This window comes from Arthrobacter sp. ok362, from assembly GCF_900102785.1.
Taxonomy (GTDB): domain Bacteria; phylum Actinomycetota; class Actinomycetes; order Actinomycetales; family Micrococcaceae; genus Arthrobacter.
Genome location: NZ_FNGC01000004.1, coordinates 1 through 23843, shown reverse-complemented (window position 1 = coordinate 23843; position 23843 = coordinate 1). Strand labels below are relative to the sequence as shown.

General features: G+C 67.7%; 21 protein-coding genes. 12 read left to right on the top strand and 9 right to left on the bottom strand.

What is annotated here, in order from left to right:
* Nucleotides 1–56: 56 nt before the first annotated feature.
* Entirely contained in the window at nucleotides 57–2279 is a 2223-nt protein-coding gene (gene malQ, locus BLQ10_RS06405) for a 4-alpha-glucanotransferase (RefSeq protein ID WP_091559779.1), read from the bottom strand.
* A 9-nt stretch (nucleotides 2280–2288) separates the two neighbouring features.
* Nucleotides 2289–2840 (bottom strand): hemerythrin domain-containing protein, encoded by a 552-nt coding sequence (locus BLQ10_RS06400; protein ID WP_091559776.1) that lies wholly within the window; start codon nucleotides 2838–2840, stop codon nucleotides 2289–2291.
* Between the two features lie 135 nt (nucleotides 2841–2975).
* On the opposite strand from BLQ10_RS06400, the gene BLQ10_RS06395 reads away from it, so the two are divergent.
* The 5 genes from BLQ10_RS06395 to BLQ10_RS06375 all read left to right on the top strand — a co-directional run bounded on the left by BLQ10_RS06395 (nucleotide 2976) and on the right by BLQ10_RS06375 (nucleotide 7615).
* Nucleotides 2976–3329, top strand: coding sequence for a TraR/DksA family transcriptional regulator (locus tag BLQ10_RS06395; RefSeq protein ID WP_091559772.1), 354 nt, complete (start codon nucleotides 2976–2978; stop codon nucleotides 3327–3329).
* Nucleotides 3326–4114 carry a M50 family metallopeptidase gene (locus BLQ10_RS06390; RefSeq protein WP_091559770.1) on the top strand — a complete coding sequence of 263 codons (789 nt, stop codon included), beginning with the start codon at nucleotides 3326–3328 and terminating at the stop codon, nucleotides 4112–4114. Before BLQ10_RS06395 ends, BLQ10_RS06390 begins: the two co-directional genes overlap by 4 nt.
* Nucleotides 4115–4123: 9 nt before the next feature.
* Nucleotides 4124–5191 (top strand): glutathione S-transferase family protein, encoded by a 1068-nt coding sequence (locus BLQ10_RS06385; RefSeq protein WP_091559767.1) that lies wholly within the window; start codon nucleotides 4124–4126, stop codon nucleotides 5189–5191.
* 122 nt (nucleotides 5192–5313) lie between these two features.
* On the top strand, nucleotides 5314–6381 hold the full coding sequence (locus BLQ10_RS06380; RefSeq protein ID WP_254785462.1) for a serine hydrolase domain-containing protein: 1068 nt from the start codon (nucleotides 5314–5316) through the stop codon (nucleotides 6379–6381).
* An 82-nt stretch (nucleotides 6382–6463) separates the two neighbouring features.
* Nucleotides 6464–7615 (top strand): FUSC family protein, encoded by a 1152-nt coding sequence (locus tag BLQ10_RS06375; RefSeq protein ID WP_175558504.1) that lies wholly within the window; start codon nucleotides 6464–6466, stop codon nucleotides 7613–7615.
* 54 nt (nucleotides 7616–7669) lie between these two features.
* Here BLQ10_RS06375 and BLQ10_RS06370 read toward each other — a convergent pair whose 3' ends face one another.
* From BLQ10_RS06370 to BLQ10_RS06360, 3 genes are read right to left on the bottom strand one after another with little or no spacing between them, the layout of a single operon-like run.
* Nucleotides 7670–8614, bottom strand: a complete 945-nt coding sequence (locus BLQ10_RS06370) for a MaoC family dehydratase (protein WP_091559761.1) — start codon at nucleotides 8612–8614, stop codon at nucleotides 7670–7672.
* Nucleotides 8611–9951: a 3-oxoacyl-ACP reductase gene (locus BLQ10_RS06365; RefSeq protein WP_091559758.1), complete on the bottom strand. Its 1341-nt coding sequence runs from the start codon at nucleotides 9949–9951 to the stop codon at nucleotides 8611–8613. The genes BLQ10_RS06370 and BLQ10_RS06365 overlap by 4 nt, the downstream gene beginning before the upstream one ends.
* A gap of 10 nt (nucleotides 9952–9961) precedes the next feature.
* Complete coding sequence (locus BLQ10_RS06360; RefSeq protein ID WP_091559754.1) at nucleotides 9962–11377, bottom strand: acetyl-CoA C-acetyltransferase; 1416 nt, start codon at nucleotides 11375–11377, stop codon at nucleotides 9962–9964.
* A 61-nt stretch (nucleotides 11378–11438) separates the two neighbouring features.
* Here BLQ10_RS06360 and BLQ10_RS06355 point away from each other — a divergent pair, with 61 nt between their 5' ends.
* Both BLQ10_RS06355 and BLQ10_RS06350 read left to right on the top strand, forming a co-directional pair.
* On the top strand, nucleotides 11439–12161 hold the full coding sequence (locus BLQ10_RS06355) for a TetR/AcrR family transcriptional regulator (RefSeq protein WP_175558503.1): 723 nt from the start codon (nucleotides 11439–11441) through the stop codon (nucleotides 12159–12161).
* Nucleotides 12162–12248: 87 nt separating this feature from the next.
* On the top strand, nucleotides 12249–14441 hold the full coding sequence (locus BLQ10_RS06350; RefSeq protein ID WP_091559751.1) for an acyl-CoA dehydrogenase family protein: 2193 nt from the start codon (nucleotides 12249–12251) through the stop codon (nucleotides 14439–14441).
* Nucleotides 14442–14530: 89 nt separating this feature from the next.
* Here BLQ10_RS06350 and glgA read toward each other — a convergent pair whose 3' ends face one another.
* On the bottom strand, nucleotides 14531–15736 hold the full coding sequence (gene glgA, locus BLQ10_RS06345; protein ID WP_091560405.1) for a glycogen synthase: 1206 nt from the start codon (nucleotides 15734–15736) through the stop codon (nucleotides 14531–14533).
* A gap of 96 nt (nucleotides 15737–15832) precedes the next feature.
* Here glgA and glgC point away from each other — a divergent pair, with 96 nt between their 5' ends.
* From glgC to BLQ10_RS06330, 3 genes are all read left to right on the top strand, one after another.
* Nucleotides 15833–17254, top strand: coding sequence for a glucose-1-phosphate adenylyltransferase (glgC, locus tag BLQ10_RS06340; protein WP_175558522.1), 1422 nt, complete (start codon nucleotides 15833–15835; stop codon nucleotides 17252–17254).
* Between the two features lie 61 nt (nucleotides 17255–17315).
* Complete coding sequence (locus tag BLQ10_RS06335; protein ID WP_254785431.1) at nucleotides 17316–18824, top strand: SDR family NAD(P)-dependent oxidoreductase; 1509 nt, start codon at nucleotides 17316–17318, stop codon at nucleotides 18822–18824.
* A 20-nt stretch (nucleotides 18825–18844) separates the two neighbouring features.
* Nucleotides 18845–19312: a pyridoxamine 5'-phosphate oxidase family protein gene (locus BLQ10_RS06330; protein WP_091560401.1), complete on the top strand. Its 468-nt coding sequence runs from the start codon at nucleotides 18845–18847 to the stop codon at nucleotides 19310–19312.
* A gap of 36 nt (nucleotides 19313–19348) precedes the next feature.
* Here BLQ10_RS06330 and BLQ10_RS06325 read toward each other — a convergent pair whose 3' ends face one another.
* Nucleotides 19349–19792, bottom strand: coding sequence for a universal stress protein (locus tag BLQ10_RS06325; protein ID WP_091559747.1), 444 nt, complete (start codon nucleotides 19790–19792; stop codon nucleotides 19349–19351).
* A 287-nt stretch (nucleotides 19793–20079) separates the two neighbouring features.
* Here BLQ10_RS06325 and BLQ10_RS06320 point away from each other — a divergent pair, with 287 nt between their 5' ends.
* A complete protein-coding gene (locus BLQ10_RS06320) occupies nucleotides 20080–20811 on the top strand; it encodes a response regulator (RefSeq protein ID WP_091559745.1) in 732 nt (243 codons plus the stop codon).
* Between the two features lie 16 nt (nucleotides 20812–20827).
* On the opposite strand, the gene BLQ10_RS06315 is transcribed toward BLQ10_RS06320, so the two are convergent.
* On the bottom strand, nucleotides 20828–22528 hold the full coding sequence (locus BLQ10_RS06315) for a GAF domain-containing sensor histidine kinase (protein ID WP_175558501.1): 1701 nt from the start codon (nucleotides 22526–22528) through the stop codon (nucleotides 20828–20830).
* A gap of 157 nt (nucleotides 22529–22685) precedes the next feature.
* On the opposite strand from BLQ10_RS06315, the gene BLQ10_RS06310 reads away from it, so the two are divergent.
* Nucleotides 22686–23183 carry a pyridoxamine 5'-phosphate oxidase family protein gene (locus BLQ10_RS06310; RefSeq protein ID WP_254785430.1) on the top strand — a complete coding sequence of 166 codons (498 nt, stop codon included), beginning with the start codon at nucleotides 22686–22688 and terminating at the stop codon, nucleotides 23181–23183.
* A gap of 111 nt (nucleotides 23184–23294) precedes the next feature.
* On the opposite strand, the gene BLQ10_RS06305 is transcribed toward BLQ10_RS06310, so the two are convergent.
* Nucleotides 23295–23711 carry a hypothetical protein gene (locus BLQ10_RS06305; protein ID WP_091559741.1) on the bottom strand — a complete coding sequence of 139 codons (417 nt, stop codon included), beginning with the start codon at nucleotides 23709–23711 and terminating at the stop codon, nucleotides 23295–23297.
* Nucleotides 23712–23843 lie beyond the last annotated feature (132 nt).

The window sequence follows — 23843 nt, the reverse complement described above, 5'->3', positions numbered from 1 at the left end:
TAGCGGCCGGTGGCGGCGCGGCCAATGCTGTCGCCGGGCCCGGTCTCAGGCCCGGCTCAGGTCTGGTTCAGGGCTCCGGGATGGAGCGCCGTCCGGACCGTGCCCAGCAGGGACAGGAACCGCTCATTGCCCGGCATGTCATCGATCAGTACCACGCCCTCGGGACCGGCCAGCGGGATGCGCCAGTTCGGGTACTGGATGCTGGTGCCCGGCTGGTTCTGGGTCCGGGTCTCCCCCACAGCGTCGACGAGCGCCACGCCCAGCAGCGAGGATGGGGCAAGTGCCGTGAAGGCGTACAGCGCCTCCACCGTGGTCCGGACGTCTGTGCCGCCGGTGTCCGTCAGCAGGCCGCGTGCCCGGACTTGGGCCAGCACTGCCTCCTGCTCGGCCGCGGCCTCGGCGCGTTCTTCAGCCACCGGGCGCCGCAATAGCCCGAGCGATTCGCGCAAAGTGACGTGTTCACCGGCAAGGTAACCCGCCGTTGGGGGCAGATCGTGGGTGTTGACGCTGGTCAAGCATTGCTGGCGGTAGTGCTCCGGCGCGATCGGGCCGTCGGCGTCGTGTTCGAACCAGAGGATCGATGTGCCGAAGATGCCCCGCTCGGCCAAATAGCCGCGGACCCACGGTTCGAACACGCCCAGGTCTTCGCCGATCACGATCGCCCCGGCCCGTTGCGCCTCTAGGGCCAGGATGCCGATGAGCGCCTCGTAGTCGTAATGCACGTACGTGCCGCTCTCGGGGCCGGCGCCCTCGGGGATCCACCACAACCGGAACAAGCCGAGGATATGGTCCACGCGGATCCCGCCGGCGTGCCGCAGCACGGTCCGGAGCATGTCCCGGTAGGCGGCATAGCCGGATTCGGCGAGCCGGCCCGGATGCCACGGCGGCTGGGACCAATTCTGGCCCAGCTGGTTGAACATGTCCGGAGGTGCGCCCACCGTAACGCCTCGGGCGAGAACGCCGGCCAACGTCCAGGCGTCGGCACCGCCAGGTTTCACGCCAACGGCGAGGTCATGGACGACGCCGGTCCCCATCCCCGCCTGGCGCGCCGAACGTTGGGCCGCCTCAAGCTGCTGGTCACAGAGCCACTGGAGCCAGCAGTGGAATTCGATCCGGGCTGCGAGCCTCGGCCGCTGCTCGACACAGTACGGCGACGCCGGGGATGCCGCCGCCCCGGTCCATTCCGGCGCCGACGGCGGCAGCTGTTCGGCGAGCGCACACCACAGCGCGAAGTCCTCGAGCCCCTGTCCCTGCTCGGCGCGGAAGTCTGCGAACTGCCGGGCGCGGGCCGGACCGCGGCTGACGGCAAACACGAGTTCCAGGGCCGTGAGCTTCGCCGCGTAGCTGGCGTTGCGGTCCAGAAGGTCCCGGGACCGGTTGGCCGCCTGCAGACCTTCGGCCAGACGCGCTACCTCGGTCCGGGCGGCAGCGTCCAGGTAGCCGTATTCCGGGATTTCCTCCACCCGCAGGTAGAGCGGGTGGAAAAAGCGCCGTGTGGCTGGCAGGTACGGGGAGTCTTCGACCGGCGGCACTGGTTCGGCGGCATGCAGCGGATTGACCAGCACAAAGCCTGCCCCCTGCTCGCCGGCAATTTCCGCGAGATCGCTGAGATCTGCAAAGTCGCCAATCCCCCAGGACCGGGAGGACCGCACGGAGTACAGCTGGGCGGTCAGCCCCCAGCTCCGTCGTCCCTCCAGCCGGGTCGAGGTGCGGAGCCGGCCGGGTGTCACAACCAGCGGGCACTGCGCCGGGGTGCCTTCGGCGTCGGCGTTCAGGGTGTGCCAGCCGAGGCCGAGGTCGCCGGGAATGGTGAAGGTGGCACGTCCTGTGAGGACGCCGTCAACGTCAACCGGCTGGTCCCAGTTCTCCCGCTGGGCGGCCTCGTGCCTGCTGCCGCCCTCGGCGTCGATCCAAACGCGGACGTCGCTGCCGTGCGGGACGTGGACATCCACGTGGGTCTCCCGTCCCTCCCTCACCACAAGAACCGGCGGGAGGATGCGCCGCCACGGTGCCACCCGGAACTCCGCCAAGGAGCGTTGCTGCTCTTGGGGCCCGTTGGCGGGGACACCGAGGGCCGCCAGCACGTCCTGGAGTGTTCCGGCGGCCACGGGGCGCTCTACCCCGTCCCAGCCCCAGTAGCTCGTGTCGACGCCATAGGCCGCGGCGAGTTCGCTCAGGAGCGCGTCGGCCGTGTCAGTGTCCCCTGCGCGCCCCGGACTTCCAGGTGTCCCGGCATATTCGGGGTTTGCGGTGTTCTCGGGGTGCGTCTGGTCCGCCATGCGCCCACTCTAGACGCTGCCTCCACGCCCCGCGCCCCCTCTGTGGATTTGGGATTCACCTACCAGTTCTTCGAGTCCCTCCACGGCGGCCGCAAGTGACAGCTCCGGGTTCCCCGCAAGGAACGGCAGCAGGACCCGGTTCTCGGTCTGTAGGTGCAGCGCGAACAGGCCGCGGAGGGTGCCGGCCGCCACGGCAGCGTCCACGCCGCTGGAAACGCGCAATTCCTCGATCACGCCGACGATGCGCTGGTGCTCGGCCAGCAGAGCCTCCACAAGGAGCCGGCCCTCCGTTGTGCGGCCTGCTCCCCCGTACAGCGAGCCCTCCTCGGCGAGCGCATGCGGGACGAGGTCGGTTTCGCACCATTCCACCAGGACCCCATGGGTGTTGTGTTCGTCAACGGCGTTACCTGCTTTGACCGCGTGGATGAGAGAACCTGTCAAGGCTTCCAGCCGCTTGACCATCGCAGTGTGGTGGTGTTCCACGGCCTCAAGGGCGCGGGCCTCATCGCCCGCGGGGCCGGGCAGCGCGTCCCCCGGCGGCGTAGCGTCGGGATTGTCCATGGTGACTCTCCATGGTGACTTGTGGCTGTGCAGGACTGATGGTCGATTACCACCATACGGATACGGCCACCGGTGCGGACGGGTCTTTCGGCCCGTTTAGACGCCGCCGCAGCGTCCGCGCTAGCCTTGCACTCTATGGTTGACATCGAACGGTTCCGGATCCTGCTGCAGGAGGAACGTAACCGGAAGCTTGCCCTCCTGCCCGCTCTCCGCGGAGACATCACCTCGGTCAATGCCGCCCGCCGGGACTCCAATGTCGACGACGAACACGACCCCGAAGGCAGCACGATCGCCTTCGAACTGTCCCAGGCATCCGCGCTTCTGGAACAGAGCAGGGCTTCCCTGGTGCAGATCGAGGCCGCCCTTGCCCGGATGGATGAGGGCACCTATGGGATTTGCGCAGTGTGCGGCGCCTCCATCCCCGAGGACCGGCTGGAGGCCAGGCCCTGGACCGCGTACTGCATCGAGCACGCCTCGGGCAGGGCATGACCTGGCCGGGCCTGCCGGTGGAATCGAACCTCGCCCTGACGTGGTGGGAACGGATCGTTGCCGGATTCACCCACGCCCCCAGCCCGCACGTGACCAGCACCGAGCTCGTTGCAGTGATCCTGCTGGCCGTCGCGGTGTCCCTGCCGCGCCTGACCTGGCGCTACTTTGGCCTGCTCGCCACCGTGACCCACGAACTCGGCCACGCCTTTGCCGCCCTCACCACCGGCCAGCGGCTCGGCGGCATCCGGCTGGGCCTGGACCACTCCGGCACCACCACGACCTACAGCAAGAGCCGACTCTCCGCCGCCTGGTCGACCTTCTGGGGTTACCCCGTGCCGGCCGTCGTCGGGGCAGTGATGGTCTGGTGCGGTTTCAACGGCTGGGGCCCGGCCGCGATGTCGGTGGGCACGCTGATCCTCCTGGCGTCATTCCTGTTCCTCCGCAACGGCGTGGGCCTCCTCATTACCGCCGCCGCCGTGCTGGCCTCGGCGCTCCTGGTTCTCTTTGTCCCGCCGGTGTTCAACGCTCACGTGATGATCGTGCTGGGCCTGGCGCTTCTGGTCGCGGCCGTCAGGGACCTCGGCAAACTGGCAAACGTCCATCTGCGGCACCGTGACAGGCTCCCGACGTCGGACGCTTACCTGCTGGCCCGGGCCACCTCCGTCCCTGCGGCGGTGTGGATTGCGCTCTTCGCGGCGGTAGTGGCCGGAGCCTGGTGGTTTGCCTGGCAGCCGATGGCGCCGGTCTTCACGGCCTTGTTGGGACCGTTCAATGCCCGGCCTTAGGCTGGGACCATGAGCCAGACTATCCACACCAACGATCCGGGATTCAGCACCAAGGGCGCCTACGTGACCGGAGGCGAGGAATTCACCCGGGACACCAAGTACATCGAGGACCGGATCACCCGGGACGGCGGCCCAGGCAGCAACGGCGAGCCCGGCTGGCCGGTGGAGCCTGGCCGCTACCGCCTCATCGCCGCGCGTGCCTGCCCGTGGGCCAACCGCACGGTGATCGTGCGCCGGTTGCTCGGCCTGGAAGAGGTCATCTCGCTCGGCCAGCCCGGTCCCACCCACGATGTCCGGTCCTGGACGTTCGAGCTCGACCCGGACGGCAGGGACCCCGTCCTCGGGATTGAGCGCATCCAGGACGCCTACTTCCGCCGCTTCCCCGGCTACCCCCGCGGGATTACCGTCCCGGCGATCGTGGACGTCCCCAGCGGGCAGGTAGTCACCAACGACTTCCCCCAAATCACGCTCGACTTTTCCACGGAGTGGGCGCAGTATCACCGTGCCGGCGCGCCGGAGCTTTACCCGGAGCACCTGAGGGAAGAAATCGACGCCGTCAACAAGCGCGTCTTCACTGAGGTGAACAACGGCGTCTACCGGTGCGGGTTCGCCGGTTCCCAGCAGGCCTACAACGCAGCCTATGACCGGCTTTGGACGGCCCTGGACTGGCTCGAGGAGCGCCTGGCCGGCCAACGCTACCTGGTGGGCGACACCATCACGGAGGCCGATGTCCGTCTGTTCACCACTCTTGCCCGCTTCGATGCCGTCTACCACGGCCACTTCAAGTGCAACCGGCAAAAGCTCAGCGAGATGCCGGTCCTGTGGGCCTACGCGCGCGACTTGTTCCAGACTCCCGGGTTCGGTGACACCACGGACTTTGTGCAGATCAAGGAGCACTACTACATCGTTCATGAGGACATCAATCCCACCGGAGTGGTCCCGCGCGGACCGGAACTGGGCAATTGGCTCTCGGAACACGGCCGCGAAGCGCTGGGCGGCCGGCCCTTCGGTGACGGCACGCCTCCCGGACCGGTCCGCGCCGGCGAAGAGGTCGCCCCGGGACACGGCGCAGCCTGATGCCGGCAGGGGCCGGCGCGGCGCCGGGGTGGGGCAAGGCAACCACGTCCGTGGAGACAGGAGCCGTGGACACATCGGCGCAGTCCCTCTCGACTGGCCTTGCCACCCCCGAATTCACGGGAGTGCGTGAGCTCTTCGACTCCTTCCTCTCCGATGACCCGGGCTACAGCGCGCAACTGAGCGTCTACCTCCGCGGCACCAAGATGGTGGATCTTTGCGGCGGCCCGGGTTTCGCGCCAGGGGACATCACGGGCACCTATTCCTGTTCCAAGGGAGTAGCCGCGTTCGTGATCGCCCTCCTCGTCCAGGACGGCCGGCTCGACCTCGACCGGACCGTCGCGTCCTACTGGCCCGAGTTCGCCGTCCACGGCAAAGACCGGCTCACCGTGCGGCAGGCCCTTTCCCATCAGGCGGGGCTGCCCGGCGTCGTCGGCGGTTTTCCGCTGGCGGAATTCACGATGCCCGACGCGGCACGGCGCCTCGCGGCCTCGGCGCCGCTGTGGCGCCCGGGCACGGCCTTCGGCTACCACACCCTGACCATGGGGATCCTCATGGAGGAGCTCTGCCGCCGTACTTCCGGGATGCCGCTCCAGGGGCTCTACGACCAGCGCATCCGTCGCCCGTGGGGCATCGACTTCTTCCTGGGCCTGCCCGAGGACCAGGAACCGAGATACCGCGAAGTACTCTACGATCCGGACCCGGCCCAGCCGTGGCTGGATCCGCTCAGCCTCGACGGGCTGGGCAGCAACGCGCCGGTCAGCACCATCATGGAGCTGCCCAACCATCGCGCCGTGCGCGCCGCGGGAATGAGCGCCGCCGGTGGCGTGGGGTCAGCCGAGGGGATGGCCAGGCTCTATGCCGCCGCCACAACCGGACTGGACGGTACTCCCGCATTCCTGAGCCCGGCCACCATCGATCTCATGGCCGCAGAGCAGGTCTGGGGACTGGACCGTTGCTCCGGCGCGGACAATGCTTTTGCCGTCGTGTTCATGAAACCCCAGCCGGGACGGAACTTCGGCAGCCATTTGGCGTTCGGACACGAGGGCGCCAACGCGGCCCTCGGCTTCGCGGATCCCGGCTACGGCCTTGGGTTCGGGTATGTGCCCCGCCGCAGCGAAGAGGGCAGGACCGGGGGCCGGGCCCAGCGGCTGTCCGCGGCGGTGCGGCGGGCCGCCCACGCCGCGTCCTGACCGGCGTCGTTCGGGTCCGTCGGCGCCGCACCGGGTTTCGTCCACTTGTCGCAGCAACCTCCCGGCCCTAGGGTGAGCCGGGATGGTCACTCCCGAAAAGACAGCAGACAGCCCGCCCTCCCCGCCGCGCAAATGGGCCCGGAATGTATCCCGCGCTGTCTCCGCGACGCTGCTGTGGCCCCGGCTCCAGCTGGCCCTGAAAGCGGCGCTGGCCGCGGGCATCGCCTTCGCGATCGCCCCCTACATGCCGGGATCCGCCGCCGAATATCCGTATTACGCGCCCCTCGGCGCCTTGGTCGCCATGTACGAGAACGTGGCCGGTTCCATGCGCCAGGGCCTGCAGACGCTCGTCGGCCTGGCGATCGGCGTAGGGCTGGCGTTCGTGCTGTTCAGCCTCGGATCGCCGTCTCCGCTGACGGTCGCGGTGGTTATGGGTCTGGGCGTTATCCTGGCCGGACTGCCGAAGATCGGCTCGGGCCGGGACTGGATCCCGACGGCGGCGCTGCTGGTGCTGTTGGTTGGCGGCCATAATCCGGACACGTTCTCGTTCGGGTACCTCTTTCAGATGGGCGTCGGCGTCACGGTGGGCATCATCGTGAACCTGCTGGTGTTCCCGCCGCTGCACTTCCGGGCCGCGGCCCTGAGTATCGCGGAACTGCGCCAGGCACTCGCCCAGCAGCTCTGGGACATGGGCAAGGCCCTCAAGGAAAGCTGGCCGCCGGAACATCAGGACTGGTCCCGCCGTTCGGAGGCACTCGCAGCGCACGCCCGCTCCGTGCGCCTCGCCGTCGAGAAGGCGGATGCGAGCCGCCAGGCCAATCCCCGCCGCCGCCTGCATCCGCGGGACATGGAACTCGACTACCGGAACCTGCGGGACCTCGAGCGGCTGACCTTCCACGTCCAGGACGTGACCCAGGTGCTCTCGGACGTCATCTGGGCCCAGGACACCCCCTTCGTGATCCCCGACGCCTCCGCGGCGCCCCTCGGGGACGCCATGGCTTCTGTCGGCGACGTGCTGCATGCCTTGGAGGACGAACAGCCGGAACGCCAGGCCGAGTTGGCCCGCTCCGCCGACTCGGCAATCAACGAATTGACTGCCCGGCTTGCCTCCGAACCGCACAGCAAGGGCGCCCCGAGCGCGGCGGAATCAATCCTCGTGAGCCTCCACCGCATGCTGCGGGTGGCCACACCCGGCCGGCCGGAGGAAGAACCGGCCAAGGCGCCCGCAGGCTAGGCAAGCGCGCGCCGTCCGCCCGCTGGGCGGGTCCCGCGGATTTGTCCCGCTCGGCTACGGCAGCGCCGCGACAGACCCGCTAAAGTGCCGGCGCCCGGACAGCGGGTTCCACGCCACATAGTCGGAGCGCTCCCAGGCGCCGCCGTCGGCCTGCACCGTGCCGATGTCCAGCGCAACGCGGGCCGGCAGGAACACGGGCGCTTCGAAGGCAACTTCCCAGCGGAACGAGTCCCCCCTGACGGCGCCGACGTCGGCCAGCGCCCGCGACGCTAGGTACATGCCGTGGGCAAGGGAACGGCGCATGCCCAGAGCCTTGGCAGTCAAGACGCTCAGGTGGATGGGGTTGAAGTCGCCGGACACAGCGGCGTAGGCCCGCCCGGTGTCGACGCCAAGCTGCCACAGCGCCGTGGGGTCCGGCGCCGAGAACGGCGGCGGCGTCACCGGCACCGAGGGCTTGTCGATCCCGGGCAGGAACACCCCCTTGGCCAGGTAGGTCGAGACCCCGCGCCAGCGGACGTCTTCTTGCTTTGCGGCGGCTTGCCCGGCGGCGTCTCGCCCGGCGGTAAAGACCTCTGCCACGACGTCGAGCTGGGTGCCGGCCCGGTGGCCGCGCAGGTTCTCCACCCGGGCCCGGATGTCCAGGGCCTGGGTGAACGGGACCGGCGCGGCCTGCACCACCTTGTTGCTCAGATGGATCATGCCCAGCAGGGGCAGCGGAAAATCGTCCCGGTTCATCACGCTCATGGCCAGCGGAAACGCCAGGGCATGGATGAACCCGGCCGGGAGGACATCGCTCGCGCTCTCACCGATCAGGTGCTGGTAGGCCGTCAGGTTGGCGACGTCGGCCTTCACGCCACGGACCTCGTGGGTGTAGGCCGGCAGTTCGGTGCCGCCGTGGGTGCCCAGGACCCGGCGGCGTGCGGCCGAGGCCGCCGCGTTGACGTAGAGCTTGGACAGGGACGGCATCTCGCCCAGGATGACGGTCCGGGAACCGCTCATGCGCCGACCAGGTTCTGCCCGCAGACGCGCAGCACCTCGCCGGAAATCCCGCCAGCGGCGTCGCTGGCCAGGAACGCGATGGCCTCGGCGACGTCGCCCGGCTGGCCGCCCTGCTGCAGGGAATTGAGCCGGCGCGCCACTTCGCGGGTGGCGAAGGGGATCCTGGCGGTCATCTCCGTTTCGATGAAGCCCGGAGCGACGGCGTTGATGGAGCCGCCGCGCTCGCCGATCAGCGCCGCAGTGGCGCGCACCATGCCGATCACGCCGGCCTTGGAAGCTGCATAGTTGGTCTGGCCGCGGTTTCCGGCGATGCCGCTGGTGGAGGCCACGGACACGATCCGGGGCGCATCGCCGAGGTGCTCCGAGGCCAGGAGGGCCTCGTTGATCCGCAGTTGCGCGGCGATGTTGACGGCGATCACGGAGTTCCAGCGGCCCGCGTCCATGTTGGCCAGAAGCTTGTCACGGGTGATCCCGGCATTGTGGATCATGATGTCCAGCCGGCCGTGCCGTGCCGCGGCGTGGTCGATGATCCGCTGGCCAGCGTCGTGGCGGCTGATGTCCAGTTGCAGGGCCGTCCCGTGGACCTGGTTGGCCACCTCCGCAAGATGGTCCCCGGCGGCCGGGATGTCGACGAGGATCAGGGTGGCGCCGTCGCGGTACAGGGTGCGGGCGATCGCGGCCCCGATTCCCCGGGCGGCGCCAGTCACGACGGCCACCTTGCCGGCCAGCGGTCTCTCGACGGCCTCGGGCAGCTGCCCGGCGCCGGAGCTGACGGTCAGGAACTGCCCGTCCACAAACGCCGAGCGGCCCGACAAGAAGAACCTCAACGCTCCCAGCGTGGCGGGGCTGGTGGTCCGCGCGCCGTCCGCGAGCAGGATGCCGTTGCCGGTGGCGCCGGCGCGGAGTTCCTTCGCCAGAGACCGCAGGAGGCCGTCCACGCCCTGCCGGGCCGCTGCCGTTGCCGGCTCCGTCGCGGAGTCTGCCGTGCGGGATACGGTGATGACGCGGGCGTTGGGGGCGAGATCACGCAGCGAGGTGGCGGCGGTGAGCACCGGTTTCTCGAGGTCGCCAGGGTGGGCCAGTTCGTCCAGCACCAGGATGATGGCGCCGAGCTTCTCCTTGGGAATCGCGTGGCGGCGGACGTCGAGGTTCCAGGCCAGGAGCGTGGCGGCGAGGTCGTCGGCGCCGGCGGTTGAGCCCTGGACCAGGACGGGTCCTTCGATCACGGGGCTGCCGGTCTCGTACCGCCGGAGGGCCACCGGCTGCGGGAGGCCGAGCCGCTTGGCGATGTCCTTGCCGAATCCGTGGCTGACGAACCGGGTGTACTTGTCGCTCATCGGATTCTCCTTAGAGTGCTTCGAGGATTGCGACGACGCCCTGGCCGCCGGCGGCGCAAATGGACACAAGCCCGCGGGCCGGGCGCCCGCTAACCTGGCCTTGGGCGTGCAGCATTTTGGCCAGCGACGCCACTATCCGTCCACCAGTGGCAGCAAACGGGTGTCCGGCGGCCAGCGAGGAGCCGTTGACGTTCAGTTTGGTCCGGTCGATGCTGCCGAAGGCGCCGTCCAGGCCCAGGCGGGTGCGGCCGAATTCCTCGTCCTCCCACGCGGCAAGAGTGCTCAGCACCGTGCCGGCGAAGGCCTCGTGGATCTCGAAGAAGTCGATGTCCGCGAGGGTGAGATTGTGGCGGGCGAGCAGCCGGGGCACCGCGAAGGCCGGCGCCATGAGCAGCCCGTCCTTGCCGTGGACAAAGTCGACCGCGGCAGCCTCGCCGTCGACGACCGTGGCCAGCTTGGGGAGGTCGTGGGCGTCGGCCCATTCTTCGGACGCGAGCAGCACGGTGGAGGCGCCATCCGTCAGCGGGGTGGAGTTGCCGGCCGTCATGGTCGCCTCGGCGCCAAGGTTCTTGCCGAACACGGGCTTGAGCGTGGCCAGTTTCGCCAGGCTCGTATCGGCGCGCAGGTTGGAGTCCCGGCTCAGTCCCCGGTAAGGGGTCAGAAGGTCGTCGAAGAAGCCGGCGTCGTAGGCCGCGGCAAGATTCCGGTGGCTGTTGAAGGCGAGCTCATCCTGGGCCTCGCGGGTGATCTTCCACTGCGCGGTGGTCAGCGCCTGGTGCTCGCCCATCGACAGCCCGGTACGCGGCTCCCCCGTGTTCGGGGCGTCGGGGGCGAGATCCTTGGGCCGGAGCCGGCTGAGGACCTGCAGCTTCCGAGACACCGTCTTGGCACGGTTGAGGTCAAGAAGCACCTCGCGGAGTCCCTCACTGACCGCAATGGGGGCGTCAGAGGCGGAGTCGACGCCACCGGCGATCGCGGAATCAATCTGGCCCAGTTTGATCTTGTTCGCCAGGCCGAGCACCGTTTCCAGGCCGGTGGCGCAGGCCTGCTGGAGGTCGTACGCCGGGGTCTCGGCAGAGAGGGCCGAGCCCAGCACGGCTTCCCGGGTGAGGTTGAAGTCGCGGGAGTGCTTGAGGACAGCTCCGGCCGCGACTTCCCCGATCCGTTCGTCCTGAAGGCCGAAGCGGGCGATCAATCCGTCCAGAGCGGCGGTGAGCATGTCCTGGTTGGAGGACTTGGTGTACGCGCCGCCGGTCCGGGCAAACGGGATGCGGTTGCCGCCCACAACCACGGCCCTGCGGAGCTGCGCCGAGGCTGTGCCCCCGTGCTGTGACATCCCTGCTGCGGTCCCCGCGGCGCCCCCTGCGGGGGTGGCCGCGGCCGGTGGTTCCTGCGGTCCGGGCACTGACGGTCCGTTGACGGACATGGGCTGTCTCCTTCGATCAAAGCGATTACCGATACCCAGCGTACCTGATACGCTGGGTATCGTGAACATCATCCACGACCTCCCGCCCGCCGGACGGGCCGCCGTCGACGGCCGCGCTTCCCGCTGGCAGTCCCACCGCGAGGAACGGCGGCGGGAGCTCATTAAGTCGGCCCGGAGGGCGGTGCACGCCCTTGGCAGTGACGCATCGATGGAGGACATTGCCGCAGCCGCGGGAACCTCAAAGTCCGTGTTTTACCGCTATTTCGGCGACAAGGCCGGACTCCAGCAGGCCGTGGGCGAAGTGGCTCTGAGCCAGATGCAGCGGCGCATCCAGGAGGCGGCCCAGAGCGCCCAGACGCCCCGCGAAGGCCTGTTCGCGATGGTGTCCGCCTACCTGCAGATGGCCGAGACCAGCCCCAATGTTTACGCCTTTGTCACGCGCCACGCCCCCGGCGAAGCGGATACCGCCAGCGCGCCCATCTCCACGGCCGGCGCATTGAGCCACTTCTTCGCCGCCATCAGCGACATGATTGCCCGGCCCATGCGCAGCCATCTGGGCGGCGGCCAGGACAAGGAAGCCGTGATCGGCTACTGGCCCAATGCCGCGATCGGCCTGGTCCGGAACGCCGGAGAGCAGTGGCTCGCCAGCCCGCCCGGGCCCGGCCGGCCGGACCAGGAAGCCATGGCACGGCAGATCACGGACTGGCTCTGCTTCGGCATAGCCCCCGAGCTGCAGTCACCGGTGGACCCGGCTCCGGCACCGGCGGACCCCGGAGCGCCGTAGCCGCGGCGCTCCGGCCCACGCCTACGCCTACGCCTTCGGACTGAATTGTCAGCACTAAAGATTGTCAGAACCACAGAAGGAAACGACATGACTGAACTAGCCGACCGCACCACCGGCAACGCGCCTCGCCGCACCACGACGCCGGCGGCGACCGCACCAGCCGGCCGTTCCGGCGCCCAGCCCGGCTCCCCGGAGGCGCCCGCCGTCGACGTCGCGGCCCTTGGCGAACAACTGCTCGGCAAATGGGCCGATATCCGGCTGAAGTCCAGGGGCCTCGCCGGCCGCCCGGAACTGCACAAGATCGAGGGCCTGACCCACACCGATCATCGCCAACGCGCGTTCGGACAGCTCAGGATCCTGGTGGACAACGGCGCCGTACACCGCGCCTTCCCACAGTCCGTGGGCGGATCGGATGATCACGGCGGGAACGTGGCCGGTTTCCAGGAGCTGGTCATCGCCGACCCGTCGCTGCAGATCAAGGCCGGCGTCCAGTGGGGACTGTTCGGCTCCGCAGTGAACCACCTCGGCACCGCCGTACACCACGAGAAGTGGCTGCCCGGCATCATGAGCCTGGAGATCCCGGGCTGCTTCGCCATGACCGAGACCGGGCACGGTTCGGACGTGGCCAGCATCGCCACCACCGCCACCTACGACCCCGCGGCCGAGGAGTTCGTGGTCCACACGCCGTTCCGGGCCGCGTGGAAAGACTACATCGGCAACGCCGCCACCGATGGCCTGGCCGCCGTCGTGTTCGCCCAGCTCGTGACAAAGGGCGTCAACCACGGCGTGCACGCGTTCTACATGGACCTCCGGGACCCCGAGACCAAGGATTTCCTGCCGGGCATCGGCGGCGAGGACGACGGCGTTAAGGGCGGCCTGAACGGCATCGACAACGGCCGGCTGCACTTCACCCAGGTCCGGATCCCCCGCAGCAACCTCCTGAACCGCTACGGCGACGTCGACCCTGAGGGCAACTACACGTCTCCCATCGCCAGCCCGGGCCGCCGCTTCTTCACCATGCTCGGCACGCTGGTCCAGGGCCGGGTCTCCCTCGACGGCGCCGCCGTGACGGCGTCGAAACTGGCTCTGAAAACCGCCATCCAGTACGCCACCGAACGCCGGCAGTTCAATGCCTCCTCCCAGACCGATGAGGAAGTCCTGCTGGACTACCAGCGGCACCAGCGCCGGCTCTTCACCCGGCTGGCCGCCACGTACGCCGCGAGCTTCGCCAGCGAGCAGCTGCTGCAGAAATTCGACGACGTCTTCTCCGGCCGTCACGACACCGACCAGGATCGCCAGGACCTCGAGACCCTGGCCGCGGCACTCAAGCCGCTCAGCACCTGGCACGCACTGGACACGCTGCAGGAATGCCGCGAGGCCTGCGGCGGCGCCGGATTCCTGATCGAGAACCGTTTCGCCTCGCTCCGCGCCGACCTCGACGTGTACGCCACTTTCGAAGGCGACAACACGGTCCTGCTGCAGCTGGTCGCCAAGCGGCTGCTGGCCGACTACGCCAAGGAATTCCGCACCGTGAACTTCGGCGTGCTGGCCCGCTACGTCGTGGGCCAGGCCACCGGTGTCGCGATCCACCGCACCGGACTACGCGGCGTCGCCCAGTTCGTAGCGGACTCCGGATCGGTGCAGAAAGCGGCCCTGGCGATCAAGGACGAAGCAAGCCAGCGGACCCTGCTGACGGACCGCGTCCAGACCATGGTCGCGGAGGTGGCCACAGCCCTTAAGGGCGCGAACAGGCTCCCGCAGCAGCAGGGCGCCGCCTTGTTCAACGCGCACCAGCACGAACTCATCGAGGCCGCCCAGGCCCATGCGGAGCTGCTGCAGTGGGAGGCCTTTACCGCGGCGCTCGGGAAAGTGACAGACCCGGGCACGCACACGGTCCTGACGTGGCTGCGTGATCTGTTCGGCCTGTCCCTCATCGAGAAGAACCTGTCCTGGTACCTCATGAACGGCAGGCTGTCGATGCAGCGCGGACGCACCGTGGGCGAATACATCAACCGCCTGCTCGTGAAGATCCGCCCGCACGCCGTCGACCTGGTGGACGCCTTCGGTTACGGGCCGGAGCATCTCCGCGCTGAGATCTCCACCGGCGCGGAGAAAGTCCGCCAGGACGAGGCCCGGGACTACTTCCGGAAACAGCGGGCCAGCGGCCACGCGCCCCTGGATGAAAAGATCCTGCTCGCCCGCGCGGCCCACGGCACAAAAGCCCAGTCCACAAAAGCCCACGGGACAAAAACCCACGGCACAAAAGCCCCCGGCGCCTGACCCGGCCGAAATACGACGGCGGCGCCGCCCCTCAGCCGGGGCGGCGCCGTCGTACTCCTGTGTCGCCTTACTACTGTTCGGACGCTGGGTCAGGAGTCCTTGGTGAGCACCGAGCGGTAAACCTCGAGCGTGGTCTCCGTGATGGATTCCCAGGAGAAGTGCTCCTCGGCCCTGCGCCGGCCGGCTACACCCATGGCGCGCGCCCGGGCGGGATCGGACACCACTTCGGTCAGGGCGGCGGCGAACTCGGTGACAAATTTCTCCGGATCCAGCGGCGTGCCCGTGCCGTCGGTGACCTGCTCCAGCTCGACGAGCAGCCCGGTCACGCCGTGCTCGACGACCTCCGGAATACCACCGGTGGCGCTGGCCACCACGGCGGCGCCGCAGGCCATCGCCTCAAGGTTCACGATGCCCAGCGGCTCGTAGATGGACGGGCAGGCGAACGCCGTTGCGTGGCTGAGGACCTGGACGAGTTCATTGCGGGGAAGCATCCGTTCCACCACGATCACACCGCTGCGCTGGCTCTGCAGCTCCTCGATGAGGCGCGCGGTCTCGGCGGCCAGTTCCGGCGTGTCCGCAGCGCCGAGGCACAGCACCAGCTGGACATTGGCCGGCAGCTTGGCGGCGGCACGGAGCAGGTACGGGACGCCCTTCTGCCGCGTGTTGCGCCCGACAAACACGACACTGGGCAGCGACGGGTCCATCCCGAGGGCCCGGACGACGTCGTCGCCCTCGTCCCGGTTCCACAAGCTGACGTCAATGCCGTTGTGGACCACCTTGACCTTGGCCGGGTCAACGTCCGGGTAGCTGCGCAGGATGTCCTGGCGCATCCCTTCCGAGACGGCGATGATGGCGGCAGCGGCCTCGTAGGCGGTCTTCTCCACCCATGAGGACACCGCGTATCCGCCACCGAGCTGCTCGGCCTTCCACGGGCGCAGCGGCTCCAGGCTGTGGGCGCTGAGCACATGCGGGATGCCGTGGAGCAGCGACGCGATGTGTCCGGCCATGTTGGCATACCAGGTGTGGGAGTGGACCAGGTCCGCGCCGGCTATGTCCGGAACGATCCTCAGGTCCACCCCGAGGGTCTGGATAGCCGCGTTTGCTGAGCCCAGGTCTTCGGGCACGGAATACGACGTGACGGTCGCTCCGTGATACCCGGGCTCGCGGGGCGCGCCGAAGGCACGCACCTGAAGGTCCACGCGTTGGGCCAGCACCCTGCTGAGCTCCGCCACATGGACCCCGGCGCCGCCGTAGATTTCCGGCGGGAATTCTTTGGTCACAATATCTATTCGCACAAGCACCAAGGTAGTCGTTACGGTGGAACTGATCTAGTGTGAAGACGTTCGGGCATGCCGGACTGTATTGGGGAGTAACGAAGGCGTTCAGGAGCGATCACCATGCCGCATCAAAAGAGAGTTTTGGCAATTGTCCTCGCAGGTGGCGAGGGAAACCGGCTCATGCCGTTGACGGCGGACCGGGCCAAGCCTGGTGTCCCGTTTGCCGGAAGCTACCGGCTTATTGACTTTGCCCTTTCAAATCTTGTGAATTCCCGCTATCTGCAAATTGTTGTGTTGACGCAATACAAGTCCCACAGCCTTGACCGGCACATTTCCGAAACGTGGCGCATGTCCACCCAGCTGGGCAACTATGTGGCCTCGGTCCCGGCCCAGCAGCGCGTCGGCAAGAGCTGGTTCCTGGGCAGCGCCAACGCCATCTATCAGTCCCTGAACCTCATTCAGGACGCCAATCCCGACATCGTGGTTGTGGTCGGCGCAGACCACGTCTACCGGATGGACTTTTCCCAGATGGTGGCGCAGCACGTCGCCAGCGGGGCCAAAGCCACGGTCGCGGCCGTCCGCCAGCCGCTGCACATGGCAGACCAGTTCGGCGTGATCGAAACGGACGCGGACAACCCGGAGAAGATTGCCGCGTTCGTCGAGAAGCCGTCCACGACGCCCGGCCTCGCGGCCGACCCCAGCCAGTTCCTGGCCTCCATGGGCAACTACGTATTCGACGCCGACGCCCTGGTCGCAGCCCTCCACGTTGACGCCGAGCGCCTTGACACCAAGCACGACATGGGCGGGGACATCATTCCCTACTTCGTGAACCAGGGTGAGGCCGGCGTCTACGACTTCACCCTCAACGACATTCCCGGTTCCACCGAACGGGACCGCACCTACTGGCGCGACGTCGGCACCATCGATTCGTTCTACGACGCCCACATGGACCTGATCTCCCCCGTTCCGGTTTTCAACCTCTACAACTCCGAGTGGCCGATCTACACCCGCCAGAGCATTTCCCCGCCGGCCAAGTTTGTCCGCGGCAAGTCCAACACGGTGGGCACGGCACTGGATTCCATCGTGGCCAGCGGCGTCGTCGTCTCCGGCGGCATCGTGGAAGGGTCCGTGCTCGCCAACGACGTCTACGTCAGCACCTCGAGCCGGGTCCTGGACTCGGTCCTGATGGACAAGGTCAATGTCGGCGAGGGCGCCGTGATCAAACGCGCCATCATCGACAAGAACGTCAAGGTTCCCGCCGGCGCCGCGATCGGGCTCGATCCCGAACTGGACCGCGCCCGCGGGTTCAAGGTCACCGACTCCGGAATCACGGTCCTGTCCAAGGGCCAGCTTGTCCCGGATCCCAGCGATGCGGAACGGGCACTCTCCGCGGCCAACCTGCGCCTGGTGCCGGATGCCGTCCGCACTGCCACGGAAAACTGGCCCGAACTGCGGGAGTCCGTGGACAAGGTTGCCGACGTGCAGGCCGCCGCGGTCGGCGCGGACGGACCGGCCAAGCAATCCCCCACGGCATAGGCAGGCGGGGGCCCGGCACTGCCGTCAGGCCGGGCTCCCCGCACCCTGTAAAATTAGGGCAATGAGCTCCCCCGATCTGTCCTCCGATCTTCCCCGCGCCGAGCTTGGCAGTGTCGAGGCGGGCCCCGCTGGGCTGACCCCGGAGGAAATCCAGGCCTGCCTGAAGGTCCTGAACACGATCCACGCCTATGACGAGGAACACCCGGACTACGTTTCCGTGCGCCGCGCCACCGGGAAGATGTTCAAGGCCGTCAAGCGCCACCGGCGGGTCAGCAAACGGGATGAGATCGCCGAAGCGGACCGTGCCGTGATCGCCCAGACGGCGACCGCGGCCCCCGACAGGATCGACGACGAGACGCGCGGCAATAAGCTCGCCACGTCCGCGACCGGGGAGATCGCCGGCCACCTCATCAGGTCCCGGCCGTGCTACATCTGCAAGCAGCACTACACCCAGGTGGACGCCTTCTACCACCAGCTGTGTCCCGAGTGCGCCATGTTCAGCCACAGCAAGCGCGACGCCCGCACCGATCTGGCAGGCCGCAGGGCCCTGCTGACGGGCGGCCGGGCGAAGATCGGCATGTACATCGCGCTCCGGCTCCTCCGGGACGGCGCCCACACCACCATCACCACCCGGTTCCCCAAGGACGCCGCCCGCCGCTTCGCCGCCATGGAGGACAGCGCCGACTGGCTGCACCGGCTCCGGATCGTGGGCATCGACCTCCGCGACCCGTCCCAGGTGATGGCCCTGACTGATACCCTCGATGCCGCCGGACCACTGGACATCATCATCAACAACGCGGCCCAGACGGTGCGGCGCTCCGGCAACGCCTACAAGCCCCTCGTCGACGCCGAGGACGAGCCGCTGCCCGCCGCCCTCCAGGCTGCCAACGGGGGCCCGGAGCTCGTCACGTTCGGCCACGCCCACGACAAGCACCCGCTTGCCCTCGCCAGCAGCGTGCTGGACCATCCCGTACTGGCCGGGGACGCAATCACTTCCCTGGCCCTGTCTACGGGTTCCGCGTCGCTGGAACGCATCGCCTCCGGCACCGCGATCGACGCCGGCGGGCTGGTCCCGGACCTCGCCACGATCAACAGCTGGACCCAGGTGCTGGACGAAGTGGACCCGCTGGAGATGCTCGAAGTGCAGCTGTGCAACGTGACGGCTCCGTTTTTGCTGGTCAGCCGGCTGCGCGGCGCCATGAAGCGCTCCACCGCACGGCGGAAGTACATCGTCAATGTCAGCGCCATGGAAGGCCAGTTCTCCCGCGCCTACAAGGGCCCCGGGCACCCGCACACGAACATGGCCAAGGCTGCGCTGAACATGATGACGCGCACCAGCGCCCAGGAAATGCTCGACGCCGACGGCATCCTCATGACGGCCGTGGACACCGGCTGGATCACGGACGAGCGGCCGCACTACACCAAAGTCCGCCTCATGGAAGAGGGCTTCCACGCGCCCCTGGATCTGGTTGACGGCGCCGCCCGCGTTTATGACCCCATCGTGATGGGCGAGTCCGGCGAGGACCAGTACGGCGTCTTCCTGAAGGATTACAAGCCCAGTCCGTGGTGACCGGTGTAACGTGGCTCCACATGGAGACAACCACGCCCCCGCCGGATTATTCGCTGACCATGGACCAGTGCTGGGCGCTGCTCGATGCCGAAGTCGTGGGGCGCGTAGCGCTGATCGTGGACAGCCATCCGGAGATCTTTCCGGTGAATTTCGTGCTGGAGCGGCGGGCGATTATCTTCCGCACCTCCGGTGGCACGAAACTGTGGGGCGCCATCACGGGCAAACCGGTGGCATTCGAGATCGACGGCTACGACGCCCACGAGGAGACGGCCTGGAGCGTGATGGCGCGTGGCGAAGCCGAACTGATCGAGAACCAGGCAGACAGGGACGCGGCGGACGCCCTGCTCCTGGAACCGTGGCAACCCGGCGCCAAACCGTATTACGTGCGGGTGGCTCCCAAAGCACTGACGGGACGGCGTTTCAAGGTCAACAGGCCCGATGTGTGGACCACGCGCCTCTCGGACCAGCGCCGCGCAACATTCGAGTAGGGCGGGTTCGAATCTGTCCGGGCACGGATTCCGGTGTCAGTCCTTTTCCGGCGAATGCACCACCAGCACCGGGCAATGCGCGTGTGCCACACAGGCAGAACTGACCGATCCCAGGAGCAGACCGCCGAACCCGCCGTGGCCGCGGCGGCCCAGCACCAGCATGTCGGCGGATTTGCTCTCCTCGATGAGCGTGTTGCGGGGATGTCCTTGGATGAGGCGGGCCTCGACGTTGTGCGGCGTGTCCGGGCCGAATGCCTTCACCATCGCCTCGGCCAAGATTTGCCCTGCCCGGACGTCGAAGTCGTCGATGCCGACGGCGACATAACCGTCGTACACCGGCGGATAGTCCCAGCACGCCAGCGCGACCACCTTGGCGGACAGGGGCACCGCGAGGGCCTGCGCATGCTGTAACGCCGATACCGACGCGTCCGAGCCATCAACTCCTACCACGATCGTACGGACGTCCATGACTTCGTTCATCGGTGACCTTTGTCCTCGTACGGGCCGAGCTTCCTATGCCAGATGGCGACGCTTCCATGATTCCCGCCCGCCGGCCCACCGCCTAGGGCCAAAAGACTTGCCATCACACCAGCCAGCGGGCCCGAAAGGATTCAGTGCGGCGCGCCTCCTTCGAATAGGCCGCGGGCGGCCCGCCGGGCATTATGACCCTTGTCTGCTGCGGCGCAGTGCAGAAGAATGGCAGAGGCTGGGGTACGTCAACGAACCACAGAATCGAGCGGTCCCGCAAGCGGCCGGACGGGAGAACCATGATTGCCTGGGCTGACGCAGGTCTCACTGCACCTGATGGCGTGCAGGCGGTGATCCGCGTCTTTATCCTTGATGACCACGAACTCGTCAGGCGCGGGCTGCAGGAACTCCTCGAAGGCGAGGGATTCGTCGTGGTCGGCAGTTCCGGATCCGCGGTGGAGGCGACCCGCCGCATTCCCGCACTGCACCCCGACGTCTGCGTGCTCGACGCCCGGCTGCCGGACGGGACCGGTATCGAGGTCTGCCGGGACGTGCGGTCGGTGGATCCATCATTGAACTGCATCATCTTGACGAGCTTCGACGACGAACAGGCCCTCCGCGGCGCCGTCCTGGCCGGTGCACGGGGATACGTGTTGAAGGAGATCGGCGGCACGGACCTGATCGGCGCGCTGCGGCGGGCGGCAGCGGGCGAGACCCTCTTCGAGGAAGACGTCGCCGCCGGCGTCGTGGACAGCCTGGTGGAGGCCGAGGAGGTTGACCCGCGCACCTCATCCCTCACACCCCAGGAACGCAAGGTATTGGAACTGGTGGGCGGCGGGCTGACCAATCGGCAGATTGCCGCCGAAATGTTCCTGGCGGAAAAGACCGTCAAGAACTATGTATCGTCGCTGCTGGCCAAGCTCGGATTCGAACGACGCACCCAGGCCGCTGTCTTCATCGCCAGCCCCGCCTATCCGGTGGCCTCCGGCGCTAACGCCGGCGACGGAACCCGGCCGCACAGCGGCCGGTAGCCTCCGTGCGCGTCGGCTAGAGGGGCACCGACCATTCCAGGCTGGTACCGGCGTCGGGCACGCTTGTGATGGTGCATTCGCCGTCGAGCATGCGCGCCCGGTCCTCGAGGTTGCTCAGCCCGTTGCGCTTTCCGGGTTGCGCGAATCCGGCGCCGTTGTCGCTGATCACCACCGTCACCCGGCCCCTGACGACCGCAACGGAGACCGAGATGGTATCGGCCCCGGAGTGCCGGATGGCGTTGCTGAGCCCTTCGGACACCACAGCCACGACGTTGTCGGCCTTGTCCGGCGTCACGGCATCCACGGGTCCCGTGATGGTCAGGCGCGGCGCGAAGGGCATGGACTTCGACGAACTTCGCGTGACCCGGCGGATCCGGCCGCTCAGCAATTCGGTATCGCCAATGTTGCTCTTCAGTGAGTAGATGGTGTCACGCAGGCTGCGGATCGCCTCGTCGAGTTCGCCTGTAATGTTGCGGATGCGCTCCCACGCCATTTTGTCCTTGGTGAAACGGGTCAGGCTTTGCACGCTCAGCCCGGCGGCGAACAGCCGCTGGATGACGAGGTCGTGCAGGTCCCGCGCGATCCTGTCACGGTCGGTGAAGACCAGGAGTTCTTCGCGCAGCCGGTGCACCCGGGACAGTTCCAAGGCGAGGGCCACATGGGAGCCGAAGACGGCCCCCATCTCGATGTCTGTCCGGGCGTAGCGGACCGAATCCTTGTTCCGTGCCAGCAGCAGGAGGCCATGGTGGGCGCCCTGGGTGCTCAGTGCCACTGCCAGCAGCGGACCGGTGACTGCGGCGTCGACCTCGCCTATCACCTCCGACGCGTCGTCGAACAGCACCGGCTCGCCGCCTTCGAGGACACCATCCAGGAGCCCTGAGTCCAGGTGCCATGACCTTCCCGAAAACGCTGCGCCCCGCTCACCGGCAACGCCGATCACCACGTGGGCAACGCCGTTGGCGGCGGGAGCCACCAACAGGGCGAGATCGGACGCCGACTCCTGGAGCGCCCGGCTGGCAATCGGATCCAAGCCACCCGAGGTGTAGTCGCGGTCCGTGCTCAGCATCAGCCCGGAGACGTCCATGCAGGCCTCCAGCCAGCGGGCCCTGCGGCGGGCGTCGTCATAGAGCCGGGCATTTTCAATGGCGACGCCGGCGGCTGCCGCCAATGCGACGGCCAAGGCCTCGTCTTCGGCGGTAAAGTCGTCCCCGCCTTCTTTTTCCGTGAGGTAGAGGTTCCCGAACACCACCTCCCGGACGCGGACCGGGACCCCCAGGAAGGACTGCATGGGAGGGTGGTGTGCGGGGAACCCATAGGCTTCAAGGTGCTTGCCCAGATCATGGAGCCGAAGCGGCCGGGGGTCTGCAATGAGGAGGCCGAGGACGCCGTGGCCGGTCGGCAGCGGACCGATCTGCCGCGCCAGTTCGCCATCGATGCCGACAGTGATGAAGTGGCTCAGCGCGTGGTCATCGCCGATGACTCCAAGGGCGCCAAAGCGTGCATGCAATAACCGGCAGGCCGATTCGACCACGCGTTCCAGGACGGCCTCGAGGCTCAGGTCCTCGGCCAGGGCGACGACCGCTTCCAGCAGTCCCGCCATGCGTTCCTTGAATTGGAGTAGCTCTTCTGCCCGGGCGCCGAACCCCTTCAGCAGTTCCTCAACCGCGGGATCTGGCTCGGATGCGGCATGGGCTGAACCCTCCCCGGTGGAATGCATGTCATTGCCCCAATCGCTCCGGCCCGTGTCGACGCTGACGGCCCTATGCCAGAATACAGCGAACCACTCAGGAAAGCCTCAGAATTCAGAGTTTTACACGGCAGTTGGGACTATTTGCCCTAGCCGTCCACAGCCCCGGCAGCGTACGATCGCCGGCATGAGTACTGATCCGGGCCCGGGCAGCCACGAGTCAAGGGACCAGGCCCACAAAGTGGAACACCTGGACCATCACGAATGCTGGCAGTTGTTGCGCAGCGTCTCGGTCGGCCGGCTGGCGGTCTGGGTGGACGATCACCCCGACATCTTCCCCATCAACTACAAAGTGGACCACGGTACGCTGGTCTTTCGGACCGCCGAGGGCACCAAGCTGCAGGCCGCCACCAGCGACACGCCGGTGGCGTTGGAAGCGGACGGCGTGGACGCGGACACCGGTGTCGCCTGGAGCGTTGTGGTCAAGGGACAGGCCGCGCCGGTGCAGAACCCGCAGGAAGTCATGGATACGGTGGGCCTGTTGCTGTTCCCGTGGCAGGCCGGGCAGAAGGAACACTTCGTCCGGATCACGCCGGACACCGTCACCGGCCGGCGCTTCAAAGTGGTGCCGCCGCAGACGTGGTGGACGCCATTGGACGACTCCACCCGGTCCGGCCTCGAATAAGTCCTCCGAAATCACGGCATGCGCTATCAGATCGGGCTGCTCTGAGGGCTTGTGATGTCTCACCTCATCGTTGACACTTCATGTCTCAACTGATCGTGGACGGTTCATGTCTCAGGACTTCGTGGACGGTTGGTCGGTGGGGCCGCTGCGGCCGATGTAGACGGTTCCTTTGGGCGGGCGTGGGTGGCTGATGATTTCGGTTCCGCGGGCGTCGAAGAACATGATGGTTGCGTCGTCGTAGAGGACGTGGATCTGTTCTCCTGCGTGGTTCATGCCGATGTAGAAGTGCATGCCGATGACGGTGACTTCGCCCTGACGCCCTACCTTCCGTTGCACGCTGTGGCGGGGTGCGGGTTGGCGGGTCGCGGGGGTCGGGGGCTCGGGCGGCAGGGCTGTCGCGGTGGCGTTCCAGGCCTCGGCCGGGGTCGTGCCGGGCGGCAGCGCCTGGTGTTCACGCTCGGTGTTGTAATACGTGTCGAAGACATCGACACGGGGCCTGTAGTTCGGCGATGGTCGCGGCTTGGGCATGGCGGTTCAGGTAGGTGTGCAGGGTCCGGTGGAAGCGTTCGTTCTTGCCCCTGGGTGGTGGGTTTGTAGGGTTTGCCCGTGATCGGCACGACGCCCAGGGTTTTGAGGTATTCCACCAGGGCCCCGGTGCGG

Bases quoted from the DNA above. Each gene is read 5' to 3' on its own strand.
- malQ (WP_091559779.1), bottom strand. From the start codon at position 2,279: ATGGCGGACCAGACGCACCCCGAGAACACCGCAAACCCCGAATATGCC.
- BLQ10_RS06400 (WP_091559776.1), bottom strand. From the start codon at position 2,840: ATGGACAATCCCGACGCTACGCCGCCGGGGGACGCGCTGCCCGGCCCC.
- BLQ10_RS06395 (WP_091559772.1), top strand. From the start codon at position 2,976: ATGGTTGACATCGAACGGTTCCGGATCCTGCTGCAGGAGGAACGTAAC.
- BLQ10_RS06390 (WP_091559770.1), top strand. From the start codon at position 3,326: ATGACCTGGCCGGGCCTGCCGGTGGAATCGAACCTCGCCCTGACGTGG.
- BLQ10_RS06385 (WP_091559767.1), top strand. From the start codon at position 4,124: ATGAGCCAGACTATCCACACCAACGATCCGGGATTCAGCACCAAGGGC.
- BLQ10_RS06375 (WP_175558504.1), top strand. From the start codon at position 6,464: ATGGTCACTCCCGAAAAGACAGCAGACAGCCCGCCCTCCCCGCCGCGC.
- BLQ10_RS06370 (WP_091559761.1), bottom strand. From the start codon at position 8,614: ATGAGCGGTTCCCGGACCGTCATCCTGGGCGAGATGCCGTCCCTGTCC.
- BLQ10_RS06365 (WP_091559758.1), bottom strand. From the start codon at position 9,951: ATGAGCGACAAGTACACCCGGTTCGTCAGCCACGGATTCGGCAAGGAC.
- BLQ10_RS06360 (WP_091559754.1), bottom strand. From the start codon at position 11,377: ATGTCCGTCAACGGACCGTCAGTGCCCGGACCGCAGGAACCACCGGCC.
- BLQ10_RS06350 (WP_091559751.1), top strand. From the start codon at position 12,249: ATGACTGAACTAGCCGACCGCACCACCGGCAACGCGCCTCGCCGCACC.
- BLQ10_RS06335 (WP_254785431.1), top strand. From the start codon at position 17,316: ATGAGCTCCCCCGATCTGTCCTCCGATCTTCCCCGCGCCGAGCTTGGC.
- BLQ10_RS06330 (WP_091560401.1), top strand. From the start codon at position 18,845: ATGGAGACAACCACGCCCCCGCCGGATTATTCGCTGACCATGGACCAG.
- BLQ10_RS06325 (WP_091559747.1), bottom strand. From the start codon at position 19,792: ATGAACGAAGTCATGGACGTCCGTACGATCGTGGTAGGAGTTGATGGC.
- BLQ10_RS06320 (WP_091559745.1), top strand. From the start codon at position 20,080: ATGATTGCCTGGGCTGACGCAGGTCTCACTGCACCTGATGGCGTGCAG.
- BLQ10_RS06315 (WP_175558501.1), bottom strand. From the start codon at position 22,528: ATGCATTCCACCGGGGAGGGTTCAGCCCATGCCGCATCCGAGCCAGAT.
- BLQ10_RS06310 (WP_254785430.1), top strand. From the start codon at position 22,686: ATGAGTACTGATCCGGGCCCGGGCAGCCACGAGTCAAGGGACCAGGCC.
- BLQ10_RS06305 (WP_091559741.1), bottom strand. From the start codon at position 23,711: ATGCCCAAGCCGCGACCATCGCCGAACTACAGGCCCCGTGTCGATGTC.